Origin of the sequence: Nakamurella alba, assembly GCF_009707545.1 — a bacterium.
GTDB lineage: Bacteria > Actinomycetota > Actinomycetes > Mycobacteriales > Nakamurellaceae > Nakamurella > Nakamurella alba.
Genome location: NZ_WLYK01000006.1, coordinates 241618 through 264353 on the forward strand (window position 1 = coordinate 241618; position 22736 = coordinate 264353).

The window sequence follows — 22736 nt, forward strand, 5'->3', positions numbered from 1 at the left end:
CGACGACGGAGGCGGTCCCGGAGGTGAACAGCATGACCATCGGGCACGACGGAGTGCCCGCATCGACCGGTGCGGCCGGCACCCTGCACTCCGTGGTGAAGTTCCACGCGCCCGAGATCGTATTCGGTGTCGGTGCTCTCGGCGAATCAGGCTTCGCGGCCGTCCGGCTCGGAGCCCGTCGGCCGTTCGTGGTCACCGATGCCGGGGTGATCGGCGCCGGCTGGGTGGATGCCCTGCTGGGGCATCTGCGTGACGCCGGGCTGACGCCGACCGTGTGGTCGGATCTGACGCCGAATCCGAAGGACACCGAGATCTCGGACGGCTTCGACCACTACCTGGCGAGCGGCTGCGATGTCCTGGTCGCCATCGGCGGCGGATCGGTGATGGACGCCGCCAAGGGCATCGCGATCCTGTCCGGGAATGCCGGATCCATCCTCGATTTCGCCGGGGTGGACCAGGTGACGCGGGCGATCCCGCCGCTGCTGATGATCCCGACGACCGCGGGCACCGGCGCCGACGTCTCGCAGTTCTGCATCGTCACCGACACCGTACGGTCGGTCAAGATCACCATCATGGGCCGGGCGCTGGTACCGGACATCTCGATCACCGACCCGACACTGCTCACCACCATGCCCGAATGGCTCAGCGCCACCACGGGTCTCGACGCACTGACGCACGGCATCGAGGCCTTCGTCTCCCTCGCGCACAACCCGTTGGCCGACTCGCACGCGCTGAACGCGGTCCGTCTGGTCAGCCACCACCTGCCGCAGACCATCCGGGACCCGCGGAACCTGGAGGCACGCCGGCCCATGGCCCAGGCCAGCCTGGAAGCCGGCCTGGCGTTCACCAACGCGATCCTCGGCGCCACCCACGCGATGAGCCACCAGGTCGGCGGGCTGCTCGACGCTCCGCACGGGCTGATCAACGGGATCCTGCTGCCGCACGTGATCCGCTACAACGCCCAGTCCACCCCGGAACGCTTCGTCGACCTGGCCCGTGCAGTCGGACTGCCGGTGGACGGCGTGCCGGGTGACGAGGTCGCCGACATGCTGTCGGCCTACGTGCGCCGCTTGGCCGACGAGGTCGGTGTGCCCCGCGGACTGCGCGCGCTCGGGGTCGGCGAGGACGACATCGCCCGGCTCGCCCTGTCCACCCTGGACGACGCCTGCCTCACCACCAACCCACGCACGGCGGACCTGGCCGACATCGAGCGGATGCTGCGGGATGCCCTGTGACAAAGAGCTTGTCGCCGACCCCGGGTGACATCGAGAAGCTCACCGGCGTCCGGTCCGGCAAGCGGTCGTACTACCGCGAATACATCCGGTCGGACGAACGGATGCAGCACACCGTCCGCGCCCTGGACTCGATCTCCCGGGCGCTGGTGCGCACCGTGGAGGGTCCGCGGTCCCTGCTGGAGGAGATCGCCCGCGCCGCCTGCGAGCACCTTGCGGCGCCGTGGGTGCTGCTCGGGCTCTGCGACGGTGCGCTGCTCCGGGCCCGGCCCCGCTTCGTCGCCGTCGACGGCCGGGGCGATGCCTGGGAGGACGAGGGCCGGCTGATGCAGACCGTCCGGCTCGAACTCGGTGCCATCCGGGCGGGCCTCAGCCGCCCGGCCCGGTCGGACAGCCCGTGGGTCCGGGTGCCGATGACGCTCGAGGGCAAGCTGGTCGGTGGCCTGGTGGCGATGCACGGGCTGCCGACGGCGCCCGAGCCCGGCGACCTGTCGGTGCTCCGGGTGCTCGCCAACCAGGCGGCGGTGGCGTTGCACACCTCCGACCAGTACCAGGCCGGCCTCGAACTGCACCGCCGTGCGCAGCAGCTCTACGACGAGGCCACGGCCCAGGCACTGGATCTCACCGCCCGCACCAACGAGCTACGGCGGACCGAGCTGCGGCTGGCCGCCGCCCACCAGCGCGAGCTGCTCGACGGTGAACGGCACCGCATCGCCCGGGAACTGCACGACAGCGTCAGCCAGTACGTGCTGTCGGCCGGCATGGCGGTGGAGATCGCCCGCGGCGAGGCCGCGGCGGTCGGACCGGCGGCGTCCGGCATCACCCGCGAGCTGGACCGGGCGAAAGGGCTGACGCAGGAGGCGATCCAGCAGCTTCGCGACGCCATCTACGCCCTGCACCACGCGACCAGCGGGGAGGCACCGGCCTCGTTGTCCGACCTGCTCTCCGAGCTGACCGCCCACTACCGGCCGCGGCTGCACGTGCAGGTCAAGGTGGAGGGCAGCCCCGGTGATCCGGCGCCGCTGGACGCGGCCGCCGACCACGACCTGGCACGGATCGCCGGTGAGGCGCTGTTCAACATCGCCAACCACTCCAGCGCCGATCGGGCGGTGGTCCGGCTGCGCTACCGGGCGGACCAGGTGGTGCTCACGGTCGCCGACGACGGCAAGGGCGACCCGGTCGCGCTCAGTCGCTTGCTCCGACTCGAACGGCAGGCGGTCGCCGACGGTCGGCACCGCGGCCTGGCCAACATGGCCACCCGCGCCGAGAAGCTCGGCGGAACACTGGCTTTCCGCCGGGCCAGACTCGGCGGGGTGCGGGTCGAGGTCCGCATCCCACTACCGCTGCACCGGCTGCGGCCCCCCGAGTTCGCCACCGATCCCGGCCAGATCCTGGAGACACCATGAGCACTCCCACCCGAACGGGTTCCATCGAGATCGTGCTGGTGGACGACCACGCGATCGTCCGGCAGGGACTGCGGGCCATCCTGGAACGCGAGGAGGACCTCCGGGTGGTCGGCGAGGCCGCCAGCACCGCCGATGCGCTGGCCGTCGTGGACCGGGTGCGGCCGCAGATCGTGCTGCTGGACCTCAAGCTGTCCACCGGCTCGGACACCGAGGGACTCGCGCTGTGCGCGGAGCTGATCGCCGCCCACCCGGAGCTCGGGGTGCTGGTGCTGACCACCTTCCTGGACGACCACCTGGTGCTCTCCGCCATCCACAACGGCGCCCGCGGGTACGTCGTCAAGGACGTCGACACGTCCGCGCTCATCTCGGCGATCCGCGACATCAGCAGGGGTGGCAGTGCTTTCGACGCCCGTAGTGCCGCGGCGATGGTGCGTGGCATCCATGCCGGCGCGCAGGAGAGCGACAAGAAGCTGACCGCCAGGGAGCAGCAGGTGCTGGAACTGCTGGCCCGCGGTCTGTCCAACGGCGAGATCGCCACCGTGCTGTTCATCTCGGACACCACCGCGAAGTTCCACGTCGGGAACATCCTCCGCAAGCTCGGCGTCTCCCGCCGCGCCGAGGCGGTGCACCTCGCAGGGAAGATGGGACTGATCTGATCCGGGTCTGATCCGGTTCAGAGGAGCCGGTCCAGCACCAGCCACCCGCCCAGCGCGTCGAAGGTCCGGGCCGACCAGCCCTGCGCCGCGGCCCCCCAGGCGTCCAGGTCCGAGCGGTCGATGCAGCGCACATGGCCGAATGCGGCGTTGGGAGTCTGCTCGTACGGCACCGCGATGACCACCCGGTGCCGGGCCACCCGCAGCGCCTCCTCGATCGCGCGCCGGCCGTGTGCGGCGTCCAGGTGCTCGAGCAGGTGCACCAGCAGCACGACGTCGGCGCTGCGGTCCGGGCGCGGGACCCGCGCCGCATCGGCGACGAAGGTGCGCACGGGGACGCCGAGACGGTCGGCCAGCACCCCGAGCAACCGCATGGTGCCCGGGGTCAGGTCGCAGGCCTCCACCCGCCGCCGGGGCAGTCGGGCCAGGTGCAGGGCGAGAAAGCCGAAGCAGGCGCCGATCTCGAGCACCGAGGCGTCCGGCGGCACCAGGCCGTCCGCGGTCGCATGGATGACGGCGAACTCCTCGACCGCGTCGCCGGTGCCTGCTGCCGGCCGGTCGCGATGCCGCCGGCGGTGCTCCCGCATCCGGCGGAACGTGTGGTCGTAGAACAGGATCCACGCGTCGAGGGGATCCGGCCGGGCGGTCAGCACGATGCCGGTGAAGATCCGCTCGAACAGGTCGCTGCCGCTCGCCCACCCCGGGGCGAACAGTTCGGCGTCGATCAGCGAGGTGAGCGAGTCATCGATCCGGCCGTCCGGGACATGGTGCCGCACCACCAGCCGGGAGCCGTCACGCCACAGTTCGAAGTGCGCGGTGACGGCGACCCTGGACCCGTGTGCCGGCGGCGTGACCGGATCCCGCACCACGGTGACCAGGTCGTCCACGTACCGACCGTGCTGCAGTGGCGCCAACGGGTCGATCGGGCGGACCACCTCGGCGGGATCGGCGCTCACGTGGCCAACGCCAGGTCCAGGGAGGTGCGCTCCAGTGCCGACAGGTCGCGCACCACCTCGACCCGCTCGCACAGGCCGGCGTACTTCGGCAGATCGCAGGTGCCCAGGCCCCAGGAGTAGGACGGTTCCGGGGTCAGCCAGACCACCCGCCGGGCCCGATGCGCGATCTCGGCGAAGGCGTCCATCCGCGGGTCCTTCCCGTTGCTGCGGCCGTCGCCGAGCACCACCACCGAGGTGCGGCGGTCCAACGAGGATCCGCTGTCGGCGAGGAAGTCCTCGAACACCCGGCCGTAGTCGGAGTTCGCGTCGGTGTCCAGCACGTCACCGCCGAAGACCAGGCCGAGGGCGTGTTCGAGCGGGTGGTGGGCGAAGAGCTGGGTGATCTCCCGGACGGTGTCGACGAAGGCGTAGGTGCGGACGTGCCCGAAGATCGACTGCATGCCGTGCACCATGTGCAGGGTGAACCGCGCGGTGGCCCGCACCGAGAGCGAGACGTCCGCCAGCACGACCACTCTCGACCGCTCCCGGACCCGGGCCACGGTGACCGGCCGGAACGGGACTCCGTCGTAGCGCAGAGAGCGGCGGGCGGTGCGGGCCGGGTCCACCCGCCCCCGCGGGTCCACCTTCCGGCGCTGGGCCAGGCCGCCTTTCAGCGTGGTGGCGATCCGGCGCAGCGACTCCTCCAGCTTCTGCCGTTCCAGCACGCTCACCTCGTCCAGTACGGCGATCCGGGCGTGGTCGACGACGTCCCTGGTGCGGCGAAGGTCGGCCAGCCGGCGCAGGTGCTCGACCAGGTACTCCGGCAGCCGGTCCAGCAGGCCGCGGATCATCGCGTCGTCCTCCCGCGGCGCACCGCCGCTCGGACCGGTGCCGAGCCACCGCAGCAGCCGGCCCTCCTCGTCGTCCGTGAGATCCAGGTCCATCGCTGTCCCGGTGGCCGGGCTGAGCGATCCGGGCGCGTCGATGCCGTGCGTCCGGGAGACGTCGAGCTGCACCTTCATCCCCTGGGACCGGGACCTGCCACCGCCGGGCGAGAAGGAGATCTCGTCGGTCATCGACGCCAGGTTCACGATGTCGGCGTCGTCGTCCAGGTTGTAGCCCTCGGACAGCGCCTCCGGATCGAAGTACTGCGACATGTCGGACTCGGCGGACGGAGAGTTACTGATGGGGGGCGCCCCCTCCGTGCCGTCGACCAGCGAGAAGTCCTCCATCTCGCCGGATTCGCCGGCTGTGCCGCCCAGATCGGAGTCGGCGGCGGCGACCTCCCCGGCCCGGGAAGCCACCGGGACCGGGCGCAGGGAGAAGTACAGCGCGAAGACGTCGTCGAAGGTGCTCACCGACGACGCGCTGGTGACCAGCGCGGCCCGCAGCGCCGCGTGCAGCCGCACCCGGTCGCCGAGGATCGACGGCTGGGCCGCGCACCGGGCGGCGTCCACCGCCTCCGCCGTGCTGACCCGCACCCCCTGCCCGCGCAGGCAGGCGATGAACCCGAGCAGCGCCTCCTCCACGGCGGCTACACCGGTCGCCGGCGGGACGCTGCGACCGAGTCCTGACGGGCCGGCCGGGCACCGAAGAACGCCGCTGCACCGTGCCGCTTCGGGATGTCGTAGGCGTCCCGCTTCGCCCGCCCGTCCGTGTCGTCGGAGATTGCGGACTGGGCGGCCGGAGGGGCCTTGTCCGGCTGCTGCGCCGGTGCCGCGCGCACCCCGAAGCGCTCGTCCAGGAACCGCAACGCCCTAGCCAGGTCCCGCTCGAACTTGGTGACCACGTTGACCGTGTCCGACAGCGAGCGGTGGTCGATCGAGGTGGCGCCGAGGACGGCGAGAGTGCGTGCCCAGTCGACGGTCTCGGAGATGCTGGGGGACTGCCGCAGGTCCAGCGCACGGAGCTCCTGCACGACCGTGACCAGCTCGGACGTCATCGCCTCGGACAGCCCGGTCTTTTTCGACCGGACGATCTCCAGCTCCCGCTCGTGCTCGGGGTAGTCCAGGAACAGGTGGAGGCAGCGGCGCTTGAGAGCAGCGGACAGGTCACGGGTGTTGTTGGAGGTCAGCAGCACCAGCGGTGGGTGCGCGGCCACGACGGTGCCGATCTCCGGGATCGAGATCTGGTTCTCGGCCAGTGTTTCCAGCAGCACCGCCTCCAGCGCCTCGTCGGAGCGGTCCACCTCGTCGATCAGCAGGACCACCGGTTCCGGGCTGCGCATGGCGGTCAGCAGCGGCCGTTCGGACAGGAACCGCTCGGAGAAGAACACGTCGTCCCGGTCGGCGATGCGGTCGACCGCGGACTCGAGATCGGGGGCGTCGCCGACGAGGTCGGCAATCTTCTCCCGCAGGATCTGGGTGTACAGCAGCTGCTTGCCGTAGTCCCACTCGTAGAGCGCCTTGGACTCGTCCTGGCTCTCGTAGCACTGCAGCCGGACCAGTTCCCGACCGAGCACCGCGGCCAGACTCCGCGCCAGGTCGGTCTTCCCGACGCCGGCCGGGCCCTCGAGCAGCAGCGGCCGGCCGAGCCGGGCGGCCAGGTAGACGGTGGTGGCCAGACGCTCGTCGGCGATGTAGCCGACCTGGTTCAGCCGGGTGAGGACGTCGTCGACGCTCTCGAAGACCGGATCCATGCGGGTGCACTCCTGGTGCCGGGCGGTGCCGGGGCCACTTCGGGCCCCGGCACCGCATCGGGTGGGTCAGCGGGCGATCAGGACAGCAGGTCGTCCAGGTCGCCGTTGTAGCTGTGGTCCACCACCGGACGGACGGAGTCGAAGGTGCACTCCCGCGGGTTCGCGTCGGTGCAGGCGTCACCGAGCACGTGATGCGTGATGTTGTCGATGGTCTCGGCGTCACCGAGCACCTTGGCGTGCGCCTCGTAGTACTTGGTGGGCCCGGTACCCAGGCGGTTCTTCTCGTGGGTGTCCTGGGTGATGTCGGTGAACTTCTCCGGGATGCCGCAGTCGCGCAGCAGCCGGACGGCAGCGCCCACGGCGGCGTCGGCGGCCTGGACCGTGGTCATGCCGCCGATGTCGACGCCCATCGCCTGGGCGATCAGCGCGAACTTCTTGTACTCGGTGGACAGGTTGAACGCCCACACCCGCGGCAGCGCGATCGCGTTGTTCAGGCCGTGGTGGGTGTCGAAGAAGGCGCTGGTGGCGTGGCTGATCGAGTGGATGATGCCCAGACCGCCGGAGTTGAACGCCTGGGCGGCGATGTACTGCGCGTACATCATGCCCTCGCGGGCGGCCAGGTCGTAGCCGTTCCAGGTGGCCTTGCGCAGGTGCTCGCCGACGAGTTCGATGCTGCGGATGGCATTCCCGTAGGACGGCTCGAAGTTCAGCCGCGACACGAACGGCTCGCTGCCGTGGGCCAGCACGTCGAACCCGCACTGCGCGGTGAAGTGCCGCGGGCAGTCGTAGTAGAGCACCGGGTCGTCGATCGCCAGGGTGGCCACCGCGGCGTCGTCGAAGGCGACGTACTTGTGCGGCTTGCTCGGGTCGGTCGTGGTGTCGGTGATGACGTAGGCCCACGAGGTCTCGGAGCCGGTGCCGGCCGTGGTCGAGACCGCGATGTGCGGCGGGTTCTTCGTGTTCTCGCTCTTGTTGAAGCCCTCGAACTCGTTGATGTTGCGACCGTCGTGGGCCACCGCGATGCGGGCGCCCTTGCAGGCGTCGTGCGAGGAGCCGCCGCCGATGGAGATGAACGAGTCGCAATCGTTCTCCATGTACAGGCGCGCGCCGTCCATGGCGTTGTAGTCCTTGGGGTTCGACTCCACCTTGTCGTACAGCACGACCTCCAGGCCGTGGTACTTCAGCGACTCGACGATGTTGTGCACGACGTTGGTGCCGCGCAGGCCGGAGGTCATCACCAGGACCTTGCGGAAGCCGAGCTTCAGCGCCTCCGGCCCGATGATCTCGCTGGACCCCGGGCCCATCAGGGCGCGCGGGAACGGGTGGAACTCCTTGATCGGGAAGGGCTTCAGAAGATCGTCGACCTGCACGGCTGTCTCCTCGGGAAGGTCCGCGGTGGAGGTTCGGCGCCGTCGCCGCACCGCGATGCACCCACCGTGTCCGACGTCACCGCCGGGGACCAGACGAGGATCGGTAAACCGTTCGGACGGCCGTCCCGGCCCTGTCCGTTCGGGGAGGTACGTCCCGGCCGATCCGGGTACTGACGAGGTATGGGACGGATCGTGGTCAGTTGCGCGACGAGTGTGGACGGGTACCTGGAGGGGCCGGGCGGTGATCTGTCGCAGATGCCGCTGGACCAGTCGTTCAACGAGCACAACGCCGCACTGGTCGTCGGCGCGGCACGCCTGCTGTACGGCGCGACGACGTACCGCGGGATGGTCGGCTACTGGCCGAGTCAGTTGGAGAACCCCGACCCCGCCGAGCGTTCCATCGCGCAGCGGATGGCCGACGGCATTCCCATCCTCGTCGTCTCCGATGCCCTGGGGCCCGACGACACCGGACCCTGGCGCGGGCAGACCACGATCGTCCGCCGCGTCGACGCACATCAGACGGTTGCCGACCTGCGGAACGAAGAGGGCGACACCGTGGTCTTCGGCAGTCGCACGCTCTGGTCCGACCTGATGGCACACGGCCTGGTCGACGTGATCCACCTGCTGATCGGGCCGAAGGTCGTCGCCGGCGACACCCCGGCGTTCGCCGGTGTGCCCAGCACCGGTCTGCACCTGCAGGACGTCCGCCGATTCGACAACTCCGAGGCGGTCCTGTTGACCTACAGCTTGTAGGTTTTAACCTACGAGCTGTAGGTTAGGTGCATGCCCCGCAGGAACCTCGACCGCGGTGCGGTCGTGTCTGCGGCCGCCGAGCTCGCCGACCGGGACGGATTCGAGGTCCTGAGCGTCTCTGCGCTCGCCCGCCACCTGGACGTCCAACCCGCCAGTCTGTATTCGCACGTCCGCAACCTCGCCGATCTCCAGGCCGGGGTTCACCAGCTCGCCCTGGCGTCGTTGACCGACACCATCGGCACCGAAGTCGCCGGCTGTTCGGGGAGAGATGCCCTCAACGGCATGGTCGGCGGGTACCGGCAGTTCGAGCAGGAGCACCCCGGCCTGTGGGCAGCGCTGCAACGACCGGCATCGGAGGAGACCGCGCGGTCCGCCGGGGCGGTCCGGCTGACCACCCTCACCGCCGCGGTGCTGCGTGGCTACGGCATCGTCGGCGACGAGATGGTGCACGCGACCAGGTTTCTCGGCGCCACCGTCAACGGTTTCCTGTCCCTGCAGCGCCACGGCGGGTTCGCCCATCGCCCTGCCGACCAACAGACCTCATGGCTGCGCACTGTCGACGCCCTCGACACCGCTCTGCGCGCCTGGCCCACCACCATCGAAGGACCCCGATCATGATCACCACCCCCATCACCGCCGAGCTGCTGCACGGAGTCGCTGATGTCGAGCAGACCGATCGCGGGATCCGCCCGCACCGGCTGCCGACCTGGGTGCGCGAGCAGTTCCCGGACGGCCAGTTGTTGATGGTCGAGTCACAGCCGTCGGGTGTGCGTCTCGCCGTCCGGACCTCCGCGACCCGGCTCGAGCTGGTGCTGCACCCCTCACGTGTCGGCTACCGGGGCGCTCCCCGACCTCGCGGCCGGGTCGACGTGCTGGTCGACAACGTCGTCACCGCAGCGGATCCGCTGACAGGTGGCGACCTGCTGGAGATCGACCTGCAGACAGGCGCGTCCACCCCGATTCCCGGTCCGCCGCATGTCACCGTCGTCTCCGATCTGGCCGGCACCGACTCCGTGGTGGAGTTCCTGTTGCCGCACAACGAATCCGTCGAGCTGATCGAGCTGCGATCGGACGCCCCGGTGGAGGCGGTCCGCCACGAACGCCGGGTCTGGCTGCACCATGGCAGCTCGATCAGTCACGGATCGAACGCTGTCGGGCCGAGCGAGATCTGGCCCGCGGTCGCCGCCCTCCGCAGCAACGTGCAGCTGCGGAACCTCGGGTTCGGCGGCAGCGCAGTGGTCGACCCGTTCATGGCGAGGGTCATGCGTGACACCCCGGCCGACGTCATCTCTGTGAAGCTCGGTATCAACGTGGTGAACCTGGACGGCATGCGGGTCCGCACCTTTGTCCCGGCCGTGCACGGGTTCCTGGACACCATTCGGGACGGGCACCCGACCACGCCGCTGCTGCTGGTGTCACCGATCTTCTGCGGGATCCACGAGGACACTCCAGGGCCCGGCGCCTTCGACCCGGCATCCTTCGGGTCCGGCCAGGTGAAGTTCCTCGCCACCGGCGATCCGGCGGAGGTGGCCGCCGGCAAGCTGACCCTGCAGGTCATCCGGCGCGAGTTGCGCGCCGTGGTCGAGCGCCGCGCGGATCCGCACCTGCACTACCTGGACGGCCTCGCGCTCTACGGCGCAGAGGATGCGGAACGCCTGCCGCTGCCCGATGCCCTGCACCCGGACACCCAGACCCATCAACTGATCGGCGAGCGGTTCGCCGACCTCGCGTTCGGCCCTTCGGGCCCGTTCGGAGGATGATGTCCTCGGCCCGCGCCCTGCGGGCAGGAGGAGAGGTCGTCACATGTCCTACGCCGTGAACTTCGTCGAGGTGTCCACCGTCGGGCTGGAGTCCTCCCCGGTGGCCGATGCGCTTGCCGGCCTCCGCGCGAACGAGGCCCGCTACTTCAAGAACAAGTACGACCACGTGTTCACCGTGGAGCCGGCATCCGAGGCCACGGCCGCGGTCGATTGGGTGACCGGGATCCTCAGGAGTGAAAGGGATCTCGTCATCGCGTCCCCACCGCTGGAGGCGACGGAGTTCGAGGTCGACGGCATCCGCATGGCGTACGTGTTCTACGAGAGCGGGCTGTCGATCAACGTGATGTACACGCTCGAGGACGCCGGCAAGCGCGCGGTCGGGTTCAAGCTGTCCGACGGCATGGAGGTGCCGGAGGAGTTGTCGTCCTTCAAGTTCGCCCGGCAGAAGTCGAAGCTGGCCGGCACGATCCGCGGCTCCTACTTCGTCATCAAGCAGACCCACTGACCCCTGTCCGGTGGGCGAGCCGGACGAGGTCCTCGGCACGCAGGCCAGGCCATCCGTGCAGCATCTCGCGCCACCTGTCCGGAATCGATGCTGCGCCGTAGGTGGCACCGAGCAGTGCGCCGGCGATGGCAGCGGTCGTGTCGGTGTCGTGCCCGGCCCGGACCGCGGCCTTTATGCCGCGCGGCAGATCGTCGGTGGTGGTGATCGCCCACCACGCCGTCTGCAGCGCATGCACCACCCAGCCGTTGTCCGGGAACTGTTGCGGCTCGCCGGTTTCCGCCTGCTTCTTGAGCGGCAACCAGTGGTCGGCCACTGAACTGTCGAGGTGCTGCAGCACCCGCCACTCCCGGTCCAGTTCGCCGGTCCGCACGGCATCCTCGATGAGCAGCGACCAGATCTGGCAGGCCTCCCCGGCCCTGTTGTCATCGTGCGTCAGGGCACTGACGCGCAGGGCTGCCTCGGCGGTGGCGGCCGGATCGCCGGGGAAGGCCAGTCCGATCGGTGCCGTCCGCATCAGCGAGCCGTTGCCGCCGTGGCGTCCCGGGATCGCGGACGCTGCAAGGCTCATCGCTTGTGCAGAAGCAGGTCGTTGCCGGAGCACCTGCCCGGTCATCACGCCGAAGTCCTTCGGGCCGTCGTCGAACCACCGGACGAAGTTCGCCGCCACCGCGTCCAGTCCGGCGTCGGTCCGGACGTCGATGCCCTCCGCGGTGACCAGCGCGATCGCGACGGCCATCGAGGTGTCGTCGGTCCACTCGCCCGGCTCGAAGTTGCCGATGCCGCCGCCGATCATGTCGATGACCTGGTCCGGGGTGGGGTGGGTGAACTCGTAGCCGGCGCCGAGGGCATCGCCCGCGGCCATTCCGAGCAGGGTGCCGGCGGCACGATCCTGTTGTGCTGTCGTGCGTCTCATGCGTTGGTCGCGCGGGCTTCCTCGACGGCATGGGAAATCAGCGCGCGCAGGGCATCGAGATCCACTGCGTCCAGTCGCTTCACGTACAGACAGGCCTTGCCGGATCGGTGCGGTCCGAGCGCCGCAAGCAGTTCCGGATGGCGCTGGTCGTAGTCGGACGTCAGGTAGACGACCGTCTCCTTCGCCCGCGGCGCGAAGGCCGCGAGCGGCGAGTCCCCCTCCCGACCGGTGTCGTACCGGTAGTGCACCGACCCGAACCCGACGATGCTCGCTCCCCACATCGTCGGCGGCTCACCGGTGATCTCCTGCATGATCCCGATCAGCGTCTCCGCGTCCGCCCGGCGCGCCTCGTCCACCGTCGTCAGGTATTCGTCGACGTCGCGGTCGTTCGGGGCCATGGCAGGTGACATGCACCGATGCTGGCAGCGGTGGCCGGGCCGGTCAACCGGACACGGTCGTGCCACTTTCTGCCCCGAGAGAGGGATCGGACGAATCGGGCATCACGGACAGTCCGGCCCTCTGCGATGCTGTCCGGGTGACCACTGCCGCGATGCCACCCAGGTGGCTCAGCGTTCCCAACCTGCCGGCGGCTGCCGTTCATGTCGTGCTAATGGCGCTGTCCGCCTCCATCATGGTCGGCGACCTCGACCCCGGCAGGTGGGGGTTCTGGTTCACAGTCGTGCTGTTCTCAGTCCTGTTCACCTGGACTGCCGCCTCTGCCGTCTACCTGGTCCGCCACCCCGCCGCCCGACGCCGTGGTTGGGGCCGCGCACCCGGTGGCGGTCACCGCCCGAGGAAGTCCCGCCTCCTCGAGGACGGTCGGGTGTGATCCAGGAACGCAGCCTGCCGGCGGCCGTGGCCGCGCTCGTCGGTGCGATCGTCGGGCTGGTACTCGTCGTCCTCATCGGCGACAGGTGGGAGCCGCGTTGGCTCGCCTGGTCCGTGGCCGTCGCACTGCTGGTCGTTGTTGTCGTATCGGCGAGCTCGACCGTTCACCTGCTCCGCAATCCTGGTAGCCGCCGACCGTTGACCTGGTACGCGGCCGCACGGAACTCCCGCGGCGCGGAGGCCCCGGAATGACGCCGACCCGCAGGCGCAAGATGGTGTCCGTCGACATCTACATGCTCGAGGGCAGCTCGGTCGAGGTCGGACGTTTCAGCGGCCAGAGCAGGGCGATCCACGTGCTCTACTCGGCGGGACTCGCCGCGTGCCCCACCTCGATCGCCTCGACGGTGTCCTGGTCGCGGATCTTCATCGGGGAGGTCGGCTACGTCCCGAGGTCGCCGCAGATCGACCACGAGGAGCCCCGTGACAACTTCGGTTTCAGCGAAGGCATCAGCGCGGACATCGATCCCACGATCCTTGACGCACCCGGGGCGGAGCGGCCGGGGCTGTACCTGCGCTGGCTGCACCGGACGATGACCGCCGTGGCACGGCGGCGCGGCTGGGACGAGGAACCACTCGAGTTCGCCGCCCGGTACTGCCTGGAGCGAGGTGTGGTGGCCGTCTTCGACGGGCCCTCGAAGTCGTCGCCGGACCGGCGCCGGTCGGCATCGGTGCGCCGGGTCATCGATCCGGACGGCTACGAGGACATCGTCCTCCGGGTGCAGGATCGCTCCAAAGCTGTTGTCGCCGAGGAGGTGCTACCCCGTGAGTCGGTGACGAACGAGATGCGCGCCGACTGGGGTCCCATGAAGAAGAACCTCCGCTGGATCGACGCGCACACGATCGAGATCTTCGGCCGGAACTTCGAATATCCCGGGTTCGACTACGAACGCGACGATCTCGCCACTCTCGACCTGTCGACCGGCGTGATTCCTACCCTACGGATCGACGTCGACTCCATGCCCGCTCCCGTGGAGTCGACCGCACCTGCCTTGTTGCTCGACGTCGATCTCGACACCTCCGATGTCGAGCCGGCCGCAGTGTCCTCCCCGTTGCCGTTGTTCAACTTCACCGGCGGCGGGCCGACCCAAGGCGAGTACGCGCGGGCGCGCGGGTACTCGACACGGATCACCGCACTGCTCGGGCAGATGACGTTCGACCCGCGATGGCAGGCCTGGTGGCAGGCGGCGGACCTGCCCAGGGTCGACCTCTCGTACTGGGTGCATGCCGATGCCACCCGCATCCGGGTGGGCCGTTCCGCACGGCTCATCAACGCCTCGATCGAGCGGCCGATCACCGACGACTGGCTCGATGCGCAGGAGCAGACCGCCGAGGCAGACGTGCGAGCCTTGATCGCCGAGCTCTGCCGCCGCTTCCCGCTCGGAGCTCCGCCTCCTCTGCCGGCCTGACATCCCGCCTGTCACTCCTCAAGCCGGCTCCCGCCTGACGGAGTCGCCCCGCCTGTACACCGGCTGATGCACCCGACGGCTCTCGATCGCGACCTCACCTCGTTGGACCTGGGGTCGTCCGCAACCGCACCGCGACGTCATCGACGTCTCGGTCGAGTCCGAGCAAGTCGCGGGCTCGCGTCGGAAGGCGAGAGCGGCTCCGGACGCTCAAGCCGCGGCCCAGTTGCTGGATTCCGGGCGCCGGCGGAGCGCAGGTTGCCCCATCTTTGGCGCTTGGCCATACGGTCGGCCTTACTCGACGTGCGCTCCGGCCGCGACGTCCGATGTTCGCTGCGAGCGAAAAGATCGGGACACACATGTTCGAAATACACCCTAGCCGTGCTAGTATGAGACATGCCTCGGGGTGGGGCAGCAGCAGGAAGGGGGTCAGCGATGAACCGGCGCCGTGCCCGCAAGGACGCCCGCAAGTTCAAGGACCGTCCGATGCCGCCCGCCGATGCCTGCGCCACCACCGCCCTGAAGGCGTTGACCACCCTGGACCCGACCAAGCTGCACGGCAGCACCCTGGTCGACGGCATCGTCGCCGGGCACCGCGCGATCTCCTACCTGCACGCCCGCATGCAGCCCTGGCTCGCCGAGCTGCTCTCCCCCGAACTGATCCCCACCGCCGAAGGACTGCTGCGCCACGGCGCCGCCGCCCACGCCGACCACCCCGAAACGATCAGAGCCGCCGCCGCGCGCCGCACCATGGCCGCCGCTGAGGTCGCCGCCGGACTGGTCGTCTCCCACATCACCGGCGGCAACCACCTGGGCCGCGCCGCTGTCCTGGTCCAGGACCTCCCCGCCACCCTGGCCATGCTGGAACGCGGCGCCCTGGACATGTACCGCGCCAAGATGATCGCCGAACGCGCCCTGCGCCTGGACAACCCCGACCTGATCCCCGCATTCGAACAGCGCGCCCTCGCCCTGGTCCCCGGACGGTCCCCCGGACAGCTCGAGAAACTTCTCGACCGCATCATCATCGACCTGCAACCCAAGGCCGAATCCGATGCCGAGGACCGCGCCTACACCGCCCGGCAGACCGGCCGCACCGACCTCGAACACGCCATGTCCCGGTTCTACGCCGACATCACCACCGAAGCCGCCCTCATGATCGAGAACCTCATCGACATGATCGCCCGCACCCTGGGCGATGACCGCACCCTCCCGCAACGCCGCGCCGACGTCCTCGTCGCCATCTTCGACCGCCTCGCCCACGGCGAGACCATCAGCGTCGCCGACATCCTCACCATCGCCGCCGACCTCACCAACAACCCCGACCTCATCAACCAGACCAACACCACCTGCGACGGCGACAGCGAGACCAACGCCGCAGACGACGCCATGTCCGGCGCAGCAGAAGACGACATGACCGTCACTGACACAGATGCCGCCGACGCCGCAGACACCACTTCGACCGGCAACGATGCAGCCGACGGCGAGGCCGACGCCGCCGACCCGGACGCCGGCAGTGACGGCCACCCGTCGGCCGACAGCACGGAGCAGGACGCCGACGGTGCCACGGACGCCACCGACACGGACGTCGACAGCCACCGGGCAGCGGCGGAACCCGCCGAGTCGGACATCGATGACAGCAACACCCCGTCGGACAGCAAGAACGAGGGCCCGAACGAGAACACCTCGACCGCCGACGGACCCGCCGATCACAACAGCGACCACAGCGGTGCCACCGACACGCCCACCCCGGGCGTGAACGAGCCGTCCACCACCGATCCCAACGATATGGCGGCCGACGACAGTGTCGACGTCACCGAGGATCCGGCTTCGCCTGACATCGACACCGAGACCGCCATGCCGAGCGACACCGCCGAATCCGAACCCGAACCGCCGGACGGGCCACCGCCGGCTCATGCCACTGATCAGTCCGACACCACCGTGCCGGACCGTAGTCCCGAGCCCGAAACATTCACCTCTGCAGATGAATCCGAGCAGCCGGAACCCTCACCACCAGCAGACAATGCCACCGACCAGTCCGACACCACCATGCCGGACGACACCAACGACACCGAAACACCCGACACCACAGCTGATCCCGACCAGCCCTACGGGCCGCTGACCCTGGACGAGTTCATCGCCGCCGCCGTCCCCTCCGAACGCCGACCCCACCAAGGCTGGAAGCCCATCGCACCGTTCGCTTGCAAGTGCGCAGTCCAGCCCTGCGAGATCAAGCTGCACGACCGCGACGGCGAACCCCTGATCAACGACCCCATCGCAACCCGCAAGCTCGACACCCGACCGGCCACCCACCTCGTCCTGACCATGGACCTGGACACCTACACCGACCTCGCCCAGCACCCCGGCCACCTCAAGAACTACGGATCCATCTCTCCCGACCTGGCCCGCACCATCGCCGCACAGCTCGCCTCCGTCCAACTCGTCATCATCGACCCGGCCACCGGCGCACCCCTGGGCGCCTCCGACCGCACCTACACCCCCGGCATCGCACTCGCCCGCAAAGTCCGACTGCTCTCACCCACCTGTACCTGGATCGGCTGCAGCAAGCCCGCCGAACGCTGCGACATCGACCACCACATCCCCTACAACCACGACGATCCCACCGCCGGCGGACCCACCGCCCTGTGGAACACCGAACCCGCCTGCCGCACCCACCACCGGCTGAAAACCCTCACCGGCTGGCGCATCACCCACCACCCCGACCGCACCGCCACCTTCACCAGCCCGCTGGGCCGCGACACCTACCGCGCCGCACCCGCCATCACCGACCCCACCGAATGGGCCAACAACCGCGCCGCCGACGACGAGGACCTCGACGAAGAACCCCCGTTCTGACCAACGGATCTCGTAAGAGCGGCCGCATCATCGCGCCGGCAGGACCATGTCGACCGTGCCACCAACGGTGACGTCGATCGGCTGGTCGATCGCGAGGCCCGCGGGTGTCGGGATGGCAGACGTCGTTGGCGCGAGATCGGCGGTGCACGCGGCTGGTCCGCCGTCATCGGGAGGGGCGACCATACGCACATCGATGCTCAGGGACGTCGGTGACGTAACGGTCACCTCGATCGGCAGGGTCGGGCAGAAGCTGCTGCCCCAGGTGACCAGCAGGATCTCCCCGTCGTGGCCCCAGCCGATACGCGCGATGAGCTCGGGCAGAGTCGGCGCCGAGATCTCCGTCAACGGCGCCGCCTCGGAGACTCCGATTCCGGTAGCCCACGTGGTCGCCACCACACCGCTCGTGTCCAGGGTCGGCACCGGGAGGTCAGGCGCACTGCGTGGAGCCGACTGCGGACCCGAGCCATCCGCCGCGCCGCTCGGCATCCTTGTCGCACAGGAGGTCAGTCCCACTGCGACACAGGCGATCACAACGACCCACAACATCCGGGTCCCGGTGATTGCCGTCATGAAGTCCCCCTCACCTCATCGCGGGGGGAGTGAACCACCAACGCGAGCGGCCGCCCCTCCCGCGCACCTTGTTCGGACGGTAGTCGAGCATGCATGACCGTGCCGGGAAGAATCGATGCGCCCACCGGCGTTGCCCAAGCACCCTGCGACGACGAAGCCCCTCGCCTGGTCACCAGGGAGGGGCTTCGTCGTGCTGTGCGCCCGGAGGGATTCGAACCCCCAACCTTCTGATCCGTAGTCAGATGCTCTATCCGTTGAGCTACGGGCGCATGTTCAGTTGTGCTGCTGGTACTGCTGTCTCGCCGGTCCTGCTGTACTGCTCACGGTCACCCGAGGGTGTCCGCCGCGGAAGCGGAGGGATTTGAACCCTCGGTGCCCTTGACGAGCACAACACATTAGCAGTGTGTCCCATTCGGCCGCTCTGGCACGCTTCCCAGGGCCACCCCAGGGAGGCCACCGGTCGATGACTCTACCTGTCGCCGGGACCGCGAAGCAAAACGGTTCGGAGCCGCCCCCTGATCAGGACAAGCAGCTGTCCAGGGACAGCTGGGACAGGTCCAGGTCGCCCTCCTCGGGCGCGCAGCCGACCACCGAGTAGCCGTCGTCCGCCCAGCCGTAGACCGTCCAGACCGAGTCCCCGTCCGCGCTCTCCACGATCGCCAACCCCGGCTCGCCGTCCAGATCCGCGACCTCGATCAACGGCGACGCCGACACGAACCCGCCCGGCGGGCTGACATCGGTCCAGCTGCCGTCCGTCGCCATCGCGTAGGCCGACCCAACCCCGTTGCCGTCCGTCTGCGTCGCCGTCACCAGGCACCGCCCACCCGAATCGCACGGCAACAGTCCCTGCGGCGGCGTGCGGAACGCCGTCCCGTACGGGATCGCCACGATGGACGCCACCGAACCGTCCGTCCGCACCGACACCAGCGCCGCCCGGTTCTGCCCCAGCGACACCAGCGCCGCCGACAGGTCCCCGACCGCGCCCGCGCGAGTGGCCAGCACCGAGCAATCGGCGCAGTTCGCGAGCCGGACCTCGACGGTCGGCACCGGGTCCGGCTCCGCGGTGGTCTCAGCCGTCGTGGGCTCCGGCTCGGCGGTGGTGGGCTCGGGCTCCGTCGTCGTCTCCGGCTCTGTGGTGGTCTCGGCCGTGGTCTCGGCCGAGGTTGTTGTCTCCGACACCGACGACGGGGGTGCGCTGCTGGTGGACTCAGGTACGGAGGACGAGGTGGGCGCGGGCTCGGTGCTGGTCACGGCCCCGTAGCCGGGCACGGTGACGGTGAGCGTGCCGGGCAGCACCGAGGCCATCGGGAGCGGCGGCACCGTCTTGATGTCGACCGTGCTGGAGGTGTCCGCGGTGCGCACCGGCACGGTGCACGCCGTCGCCAGCACCGTGGTCAGCACCACCAGGGTGGTTCCGACCAGGGCTTTCGTGCGGGCAGCGCGGAGTTTCACGTCTGTAGTTCCTACACCAGCCGCCGTTCCGATCCGGTCAGGCGGGAGCGGTAGGTTCAGCACCATGTCCACCGCCCGGATCAGGCCCTCCCTCTCGGCGCTGCCCGCCTATGCCCCCGGCCGCACGGTGCCGGGCGCGATCAAGCTCGCGTCGAACGAGCTCTCCTACCCGGTGCTGCCGACGGTCGCCGACGCCGTGTCGGAGGTGCTCGGGCACGGCCTGACCGGGCTCAACCGCTACCCCGACAACAACGGCACCGCGCTGGTCGAGGTGCTCGCGCAGTATCTGGGCCGACCGGCGGAGAACATCGTCGCCGGGTGCGGGTCCGTCGCGCTCTGCCAGCAGCTGGTGCAGGTCGCCGCCGACGCCGGCGACGAGGTCGTCTTCGGGTGGCGCAGCTTCGAGGCCTACCCGATCGTCAGCCGGATCGCCGGCGCCACCCCCGTCCCGGTCCCGGTCACCGCCGACCACCGGCTCGACCTGGATGCGATGGCCGCGGCCGTCACCGAACGCACCCGGCTCGTCTATGTGTGCACCCCGAACAACCCCACCGGCACCGTGGTCCACCGGGACGAGCTCGAGCGCTTCCTCGATGCCGTGCCGGACGACGTGCTGGTCGTCGTCGACGAGGCCTACCGCGAGTTCGACACCGACCCGGACACCCCCGACGGCGTCGAGATCTCCGCCCGCAGGTCCAACGTGCTCGCGCTGCGCACCATGTCCAAGGCCTACGGTCTGGCCGGCCTGCGTGTGGGTTACGCCGTCGGCGACGCGCAGCTGATCGGTGCGCTCCGTCAGGTCGCGATCCCGTTCGCCCTCAACACCCTCGCCCAGCGCGCCGCCATCGCCGCGCTCGGTGCCGAGGACGAGTTGCGGCCACGCTGGGCCGAGGTGGTCTCCGAGCGCACCCGTGTCACCGGCGCGCTCCGCGGTCACGGCTACGAGATCCCGGAATCCCAGGCCAATTTCGTCTGGCTGCCGCTGCGCGAGCGGGCCGCGGACTTCTCCCGGCACTGCGAGGACCACAAGGTGATCGTCCGCGTCTTCCCCGACGCCTCCGGTGGGGTGCGGGTGACCATCGGCTCGCCGGACGAGAACGACGCCTTCCTCGCGGCGGCGACCTCCTACCAGGTGTGAACGCCGCCCCGACCTGGGTGTTCCTGCTGATCGGCGCCGGCCTGCTGCTGATCGCCGCGCCGGCGATGGCTTGGGCAGCCGAGTACGAGGGCCGGCAGAAGCCGCCGCCCCCCGACACCGAGCGCCCGTTCCAGATCACCCCGGCTCCACTGGGTGCCGGACGGCACTACCCGCAGGTCGGGCGCACGGTCGGCTGGGTGATCGCAGTGGGCTGCGCGCTCGGCGGGCTGGGCATCATCGGGTACGCACTGCTCCGCTGAATCAGGTGGCGGGGATCGGGATACTCCCAGTGGACGGGGACCGGGAGTCGGCTCCCCGGCGAACCCTGGGAGGACCCACCATGCCCGGCAGCACCCGCACCTGGCTGATCACCGGCGCCGGACGAGGTCTCGGGCTTGCGTTCGCCCGGGCGGCGCTGGAGCACGGGGACCGGGTGGTGGGTACGGTCCGCACCGTAGGCGCGCTGGATGTGCTGGGCGTGGAGTTCCCTGAACGGACCGCCGAGATCGTGCTGGACGTCAGGGATGTCGCGGCGATCCCGGAGGCGGTGCGGGCCGCCATCGAGGCGTTCGGCGGCATCGACATCCTGGTGAACAACGCCGGCTACGGGCTGGTCGGCGCGGTCGAGGAGGTCTCCGCCCAGGAGGTGGAGGACATCTGGCGTACCGACGTCGCCGGTCCGATCGCCCTCACCCGCGCCCTGCTGCCGCACCTGCGCGCCCGCGGATCCGGCCACATCGTGCAGATCTCGACCGTCGGCGGGGTCGGCAGCATGCCGCTGCTCGGCCTCTACAACGCCGCGAAGTGGGCGCTCGAGGGCTTCTCCGAGGCGCTGGCCGCCGAGGTCGCCGGCTTCGGCATCCGGGTCACCATCGCCGAGCCCGGCGGGTTCGCCACCGACTGGGGCGGGTCCAGCATGCGGTTCGCCACCCCGGACACCGCCTACGACGAACTGCGCACCGCGATCTTCGGCTCCGCCGAGATCCCCTGGCCGGCAGCGGATCCCGAAGAAGACCAGGGTGCGGACCCGGCCACCGCGGCGGCCGCACTGATCCGCCACCTGGATGCCGACGACGGCCCGCTGCGCCTGCTGATCGGCGACGACGCGCCGGAGCAGGTGCGGCTGGCGATGGACCGCCGCCTCGAGGACTACCGCAAGGACCCGCGCTTCACCGGTTGACCATCGCCAGGTGCGCATCGGTGTAGCGATCGCCGGCGACGCCGAGAGCCGTTGCCACGCCGTTCAGGTCGGCGATCTCGTCCGCGCTGAGCGCCACCGTCGTGGCGTCCGCGTTCTCCTGCACCCGCTCGCTGCGCCGCGTCCCGGGGATCGGCACGATCCAGGGCTGCTGGGCCAGCAACCAGGCCAGCGCGACCTGGCCCGGCGTGCAGCCCTTCGACACGGCCAGCGACGCCACGTGATCGACGAGACGCCCGTTGGCCGCCAGGTTGTCGGCGGTGAACCGGGGCAACGAGGTGCGCATGTCGTCCGCGGCGAACGCACCGGTCACCGTTCCGGTCAGGAAGCCCCGACCCAGCGGGCTGAACGGGACGAACCCGATGCCCAGCTCGGCACATGTGGGCAGCACCTCGGCCTCGGGATCCCTGGTCCACAGCGAGTACTCGCTCTGCAGCGCGGTCACCGGGAACACCGCGTGCGCCTTGCGCAGGGTCGCCGCCGACGCCTCGGACATGCCGAAGTGCTTCACCTTCCCGGCCGCCACCAGCTCGCCGACCGCGCCGGCGACGTCCTCGATCGGCACCTCCGGGTCGACGCGGTGCTGGTAGAAGAGATCGATCGCGTCCACCCGCAGGCGGCGCAGCGAGGCCTCGGCGACCTCGCGGATGTGCTCCGGCCGGCTGTCCAGCCCGACCGATTTCCCACCCTCGATCCTCCAGCCGAACTTGGTGGCGATGACCACCTGCCCGGCCAGCGGCTCCAGCGCCTCGCCGACCAGTTCCTCGTTGACGTACGGGCCGTACATCTCCGCCGTGTCGACCAGGGTGATGCCCTGCTCGACGGCCCGGCGCAGCACGCCGATCATCTCGTCCCGGCTGCCCGGGTTCGGCCCGTAGCCCTGGGACATGCCCATCGCCCCGAGACCGATCGCCGACACCTGCAGGCCCTGACCCAGCGTCCGTGTGTGCATGGCACCATTCTGCGCCGGGACGGAACTGGCGGAGGCGGAGGGATTCGAACCCCCGAGGCTGTGACACCTGACCGCTTTCAAGGCGGTTTCCTTCGGCCGCTCGGACACGCCTCCAGT

Annotated in this window: 22 protein-coding genes and 3 tRNA genes; 13 read left to right on the top strand and 12 right to left on the bottom strand. The window is 69.9% G+C overall.

Going from position 1 to position 22736, the window contains the following annotated elements:
* Window positions 1-32 precede the first annotated feature (32 nt).
* The 3 genes from GIS00_RS16260 to GIS00_RS16270 are packed head-to-tail and all read left to right on the top strand — an operon-like array spanning window position 33 to window position 3294.
* Window positions 33-1235: an iron-containing alcohol dehydrogenase gene (locus GIS00_RS16260; protein ID WP_154769488.1), complete on the top strand. Its 1203-nt coding sequence runs from the start codon at window positions 33-35 to the stop codon at window positions 1233-1235.
* Complete coding sequence (locus GIS00_RS16265) at window positions 1232-2638, top strand: MadS family sensor histidine kinase (protein ID WP_322098030.1); 1407 nt, start codon at window positions 1232-1234, stop codon at window positions 2636-2638. The genes GIS00_RS16260 and GIS00_RS16265 overlap by 4 nt, the downstream gene beginning before the upstream one ends.
* Complete coding sequence (locus GIS00_RS16270) at window positions 2635-3294, top strand: MadR family response regulator transcription factor (RefSeq protein ID WP_154769489.1); 660 nt, start codon at window positions 2635-2637, stop codon at window positions 3292-3294. Before GIS00_RS16265 ends, GIS00_RS16270 begins: the two co-directional genes overlap by 4 nt.
* Before the next feature lie 17 nt (window positions 3295-3311).
* On the opposite strand, the gene mftM is transcribed toward GIS00_RS16270, so the two are convergent.
* The 4 genes from mftM to mdo form a co-directional block, all read right to left on the bottom strand.
* Window positions 3312-4247: a mycofactocin oligosaccharide methyltransferase MftM gene (mftM, locus tag GIS00_RS28670; RefSeq protein ID WP_154769490.1), complete on the bottom strand. Its 936-nt coding sequence runs from the start codon at window positions 4245-4247 to the stop codon at window positions 3312-3314.
* A complete protein-coding gene (locus tag GIS00_RS29025; RefSeq protein WP_322098031.1) occupies window positions 4244-5755 on the bottom strand; it encodes a VWA domain-containing protein in 1512 nt (503 codons plus the stop codon). Before GIS00_RS29025 ends, mftM begins: the two co-directional genes overlap by 4 nt.
* A gap of 5 nt (window positions 5756-5760) precedes the next feature.
* Window positions 5761-6864 (bottom strand): AAA family ATPase, encoded by a 1104-nt coding sequence (locus GIS00_RS16285; RefSeq protein ID WP_154769491.1) that lies wholly within the window; start codon window positions 6862-6864, stop codon window positions 5761-5763.
* A 77-nt stretch (window positions 6865-6941) separates the two neighbouring features.
* The gene (mdo, locus tag GIS00_RS16290) at window positions 6942-8234 is read right to left on the bottom strand and encodes an NDMA-dependent methanol dehydrogenase (protein WP_322098032.1); all 1293 of its coding nucleotides are present in this window, start codon (window positions 8232-8234) and stop codon (window positions 6942-6944) included.
* Window positions 8235-8414: 180 nt separating this feature from the next.
* Here mdo and GIS00_RS16295 point away from each other — a divergent pair, with 180 nt between their 5' ends.
* The 4 genes from GIS00_RS16295 to GIS00_RS16310 are packed head-to-tail and all read left to right on the top strand — an operon-like array spanning window position 8415 to window position 11252.
* Window positions 8415-8987: a dihydrofolate reductase family protein gene (locus GIS00_RS16295; protein WP_154769492.1), complete on the top strand. Its 573-nt coding sequence runs from the start codon at window positions 8415-8417 to the stop codon at window positions 8985-8987.
* 30 nt (window positions 8988-9017) lie between these two features.
* Window positions 9018-9605, top strand: a complete 588-nt coding sequence (locus GIS00_RS16300; RefSeq protein ID WP_154769493.1) for a TetR/AcrR family transcriptional regulator — start codon at window positions 9018-9020, stop codon at window positions 9603-9605.
* Window positions 9602-10747, top strand: a complete 1146-nt coding sequence (locus GIS00_RS16305; protein ID WP_154769494.1) for a GDSL-type esterase/lipase family protein — start codon at window positions 9602-9604, stop codon at window positions 10745-10747. The genes GIS00_RS16300 and GIS00_RS16305 overlap by 4 nt, the downstream gene beginning before the upstream one ends.
* A 43-nt stretch (window positions 10748-10790) precedes the next feature.
* Window positions 10791-11252 (top strand): phage tail protein, encoded by a 462-nt coding sequence (locus tag GIS00_RS16310; protein ID WP_154769495.1) that lies wholly within the window; start codon window positions 10791-10793, stop codon window positions 11250-11252.
* Here the strand turns inward: GIS00_RS16310 and GIS00_RS16315 are convergent.
* Together GIS00_RS16315 and GIS00_RS16320 are read right to left on the bottom strand one after the other, a co-directional pair.
* Window positions 11236-12165 carry an ADP-ribosylglycohydrolase family protein gene (locus tag GIS00_RS16315; protein ID WP_154769496.1) on the bottom strand — a complete coding sequence of 310 codons (930 nt, stop codon included), beginning with the start codon at window positions 12163-12165 and terminating at the stop codon, window positions 11236-11238. The genes GIS00_RS16310 and GIS00_RS16315 overlap by 17 nt on opposite strands.
* The gene (locus GIS00_RS16320) at window positions 12162-12575 is read right to left on the bottom strand and encodes a DUF1801 domain-containing protein (protein WP_154769497.1); all 414 of its coding nucleotides are present in this window, start codon (window positions 12573-12575) and stop codon (window positions 12162-12164) included. The genes GIS00_RS16315 and GIS00_RS16320 overlap by 4 nt, the downstream gene beginning before the upstream one ends.
* A gap of 415 nt (window positions 12576-12990) precedes the next feature.
* Here GIS00_RS16320 and GIS00_RS16325 point away from each other — a divergent pair, with 415 nt between their 5' ends.
* From GIS00_RS16325 to GIS00_RS28675, 3 genes are all read left to right on the top strand, one after another.
* Window positions 12991-13245, top strand: coding sequence for a hypothetical protein (locus GIS00_RS16325; RefSeq protein ID WP_154769498.1), 255 nt, complete (start codon window positions 12991-12993; stop codon window positions 13243-13245).
* On the top strand, window positions 13242-14459 hold the full coding sequence (locus GIS00_RS16330; RefSeq protein WP_154769499.1) for a hypothetical protein: 1218 nt from the start codon (window positions 13242-13244) through the stop codon (window positions 14457-14459). Before GIS00_RS16325 ends, GIS00_RS16330 begins: the two co-directional genes overlap by 4 nt.
* Before the next feature lie 432 nt (window positions 14460-14891).
* On the top strand, window positions 14892-17309 hold the full coding sequence (locus GIS00_RS28675; RefSeq protein WP_196073315.1) for a DUF222 domain-containing protein: 2418 nt from the start codon (window positions 14892-14894) through the stop codon (window positions 17307-17309).
* Window positions 17310-17336: 27 nt separating this feature from the next.
* Here the strand turns inward: GIS00_RS28675 and GIS00_RS16340 are convergent, their stop codons facing one another.
* The 4 genes from GIS00_RS16340 to GIS00_RS16355 all read right to left on the bottom strand — a co-directional run bounded on the left by GIS00_RS16340 (window position 17337) and on the right by GIS00_RS16355 (window position 19331).
* Window positions 17337-17879: a hypothetical protein gene (locus tag GIS00_RS16340; RefSeq protein WP_154769501.1), complete on the bottom strand. Its 543-nt coding sequence runs from the start codon at window positions 17877-17879 to the stop codon at window positions 17337-17339.
* Window positions 17880-18075: 196 nt separating this feature from the next.
* A tRNA-Arg gene (locus GIS00_RS16345) sits at window positions 18076-18148 on the bottom strand.
* 77 nt (window positions 18149-18225) lie between these two features.
* A tRNA-Ser gene (locus GIS00_RS16350) sits at window positions 18226-18313 on the bottom strand.
* A gap of 85 nt (window positions 18314-18398) precedes the next feature.
* Window positions 18399-19331, bottom strand: coding sequence for a hypothetical protein (locus GIS00_RS16355; RefSeq protein ID WP_154769502.1), 933 nt, complete (start codon window positions 19329-19331; stop codon window positions 18399-18401).
* 64 nt (window positions 19332-19395) lie between these two features.
* Between GIS00_RS16355 and hisC the strand changes: the two genes are divergently transcribed.
* The 3 genes from hisC (at window position 19396) to GIS00_RS16370 (ending at window position 21649) form a co-directional block, all read left to right on the top strand.
* A complete protein-coding gene (hisC, locus tag GIS00_RS16360; protein ID WP_154769503.1) occupies window positions 19396-20469 on the top strand; it encodes a histidinol-phosphate transaminase in 1074 nt (357 codons plus the stop codon).
* On the top strand, window positions 20466-20729 hold the full coding sequence (locus GIS00_RS16365) for a hypothetical protein (protein WP_154769504.1): 264 nt from the start codon (window positions 20466-20468) through the stop codon (window positions 20727-20729). Before hisC ends, GIS00_RS16365 begins: the two co-directional genes overlap by 4 nt.
* A gap of 80 nt (window positions 20730-20809) precedes the next feature.
* On the top strand, window positions 20810-21649 hold the full coding sequence (locus GIS00_RS16370) for an SDR family NAD(P)-dependent oxidoreductase (protein WP_154769505.1): 840 nt from the start codon (window positions 20810-20812) through the stop codon (window positions 21647-21649).
* Here the strand turns inward: GIS00_RS16370 and GIS00_RS16375 are convergent.
* Together GIS00_RS16375 and GIS00_RS16380 are read right to left on the bottom strand one after the other, a co-directional pair.
* Window positions 21639-22619 carry an aldo/keto reductase gene (locus GIS00_RS16375; protein WP_154769506.1) on the bottom strand — a complete coding sequence of 327 codons (981 nt, stop codon included), beginning with the start codon at window positions 22617-22619 and terminating at the stop codon, window positions 21639-21641. The genes GIS00_RS16370 and GIS00_RS16375 overlap by 11 nt on opposite strands.
* A 26-nt stretch (window positions 22620-22645) precedes the next feature.
* Window positions 22646-22733 (bottom strand) — tRNA-Ser (locus tag GIS00_RS16380).
* Window positions 22734-22736 lie beyond the last annotated feature (3 nt).

What these genes read in the sequence shown, in the direction of transcription:
- GIS00_RS16320 (WP_154769497.1), bottom strand. Translation starts at nt 12,575, where the DNA reads ATGTCACCTGCCATGGCCCCGAACGACCGCGACGTCGACGAATACCTG.
- GIS00_RS16285 (WP_154769491.1), bottom strand. Translation starts at nt 6,864, where the DNA reads ATGGATCCGGTCTTCGAGAGCGTCGACGACGTCCTCACCCGGCTGAAC.
- hisC (WP_154769503.1), top strand. Translation starts at nt 19,396, where the DNA reads ATGTCCACCGCCCGGATCAGGCCCTCCCTCTCGGCGCTGCCCGCCTAT.
- GIS00_RS16375 (WP_154769506.1), bottom strand. Translation starts at nt 22,619, where the DNA reads ATGCACACACGGACGCTGGGTCAGGGCCTGCAGGTGTCGGCGATCGGT.
- GIS00_RS16310 (WP_154769495.1), top strand. Translation starts at nt 10,791, where the DNA reads ATGTCCTACGCCGTGAACTTCGTCGAGGTGTCCACCGTCGGGCTGGAG.
- GIS00_RS16330 (WP_154769499.1), top strand. Translation starts at nt 13,242, where the DNA reads ATGACGCCGACCCGCAGGCGCAAGATGGTGTCCGTCGACATCTACATG.
- GIS00_RS16300 (WP_154769493.1), top strand. Translation starts at nt 9,018, where the DNA reads ATGCCCCGCAGGAACCTCGACCGCGGTGCGGTCGTGTCTGCGGCCGCC.
- GIS00_RS16370 (WP_154769505.1), top strand. Translation starts at nt 20,810, where the DNA reads ATGCCCGGCAGCACCCGCACCTGGCTGATCACCGGCGCCGGACGAGGT.
- GIS00_RS28675 (WP_196073315.1), top strand. Translation starts at nt 14,892, where the DNA reads ATGAACCGGCGCCGTGCCCGCAAGGACGCCCGCAAGTTCAAGGACCGT.
- GIS00_RS16315 (WP_154769496.1), bottom strand. Translation starts at nt 12,165, where the DNA reads ATGAGACGCACGACAGCACAACAGGATCGTGCCGCCGGCACCCTGCTC.
- GIS00_RS16305 (WP_154769494.1), top strand. Translation starts at nt 9,602, where the DNA reads ATGATCACCACCCCCATCACCGCCGAGCTGCTGCACGGAGTCGCTGAT.
- GIS00_RS16260 (WP_154769488.1), top strand. Translation starts at nt 33, where the DNA reads ATGACCATCGGGCACGACGGAGTGCCCGCATCGACCGGTGCGGCCGGC.
- GIS00_RS16270 (WP_154769489.1), top strand. Translation starts at nt 2,635, where the DNA reads ATGAGCACTCCCACCCGAACGGGTTCCATCGAGATCGTGCTGGTGGAC.
- GIS00_RS16295 (WP_154769492.1), top strand. Translation starts at nt 8,415, where the DNA reads ATGGGACGGATCGTGGTCAGTTGCGCGACGAGTGTGGACGGGTACCTG.
- GIS00_RS16340 (WP_154769501.1), bottom strand. Translation starts at nt 17,879, where the DNA reads ATGACGGCAATCACCGGGACCCGGATGTTGTGGGTCGTTGTGATCGCC.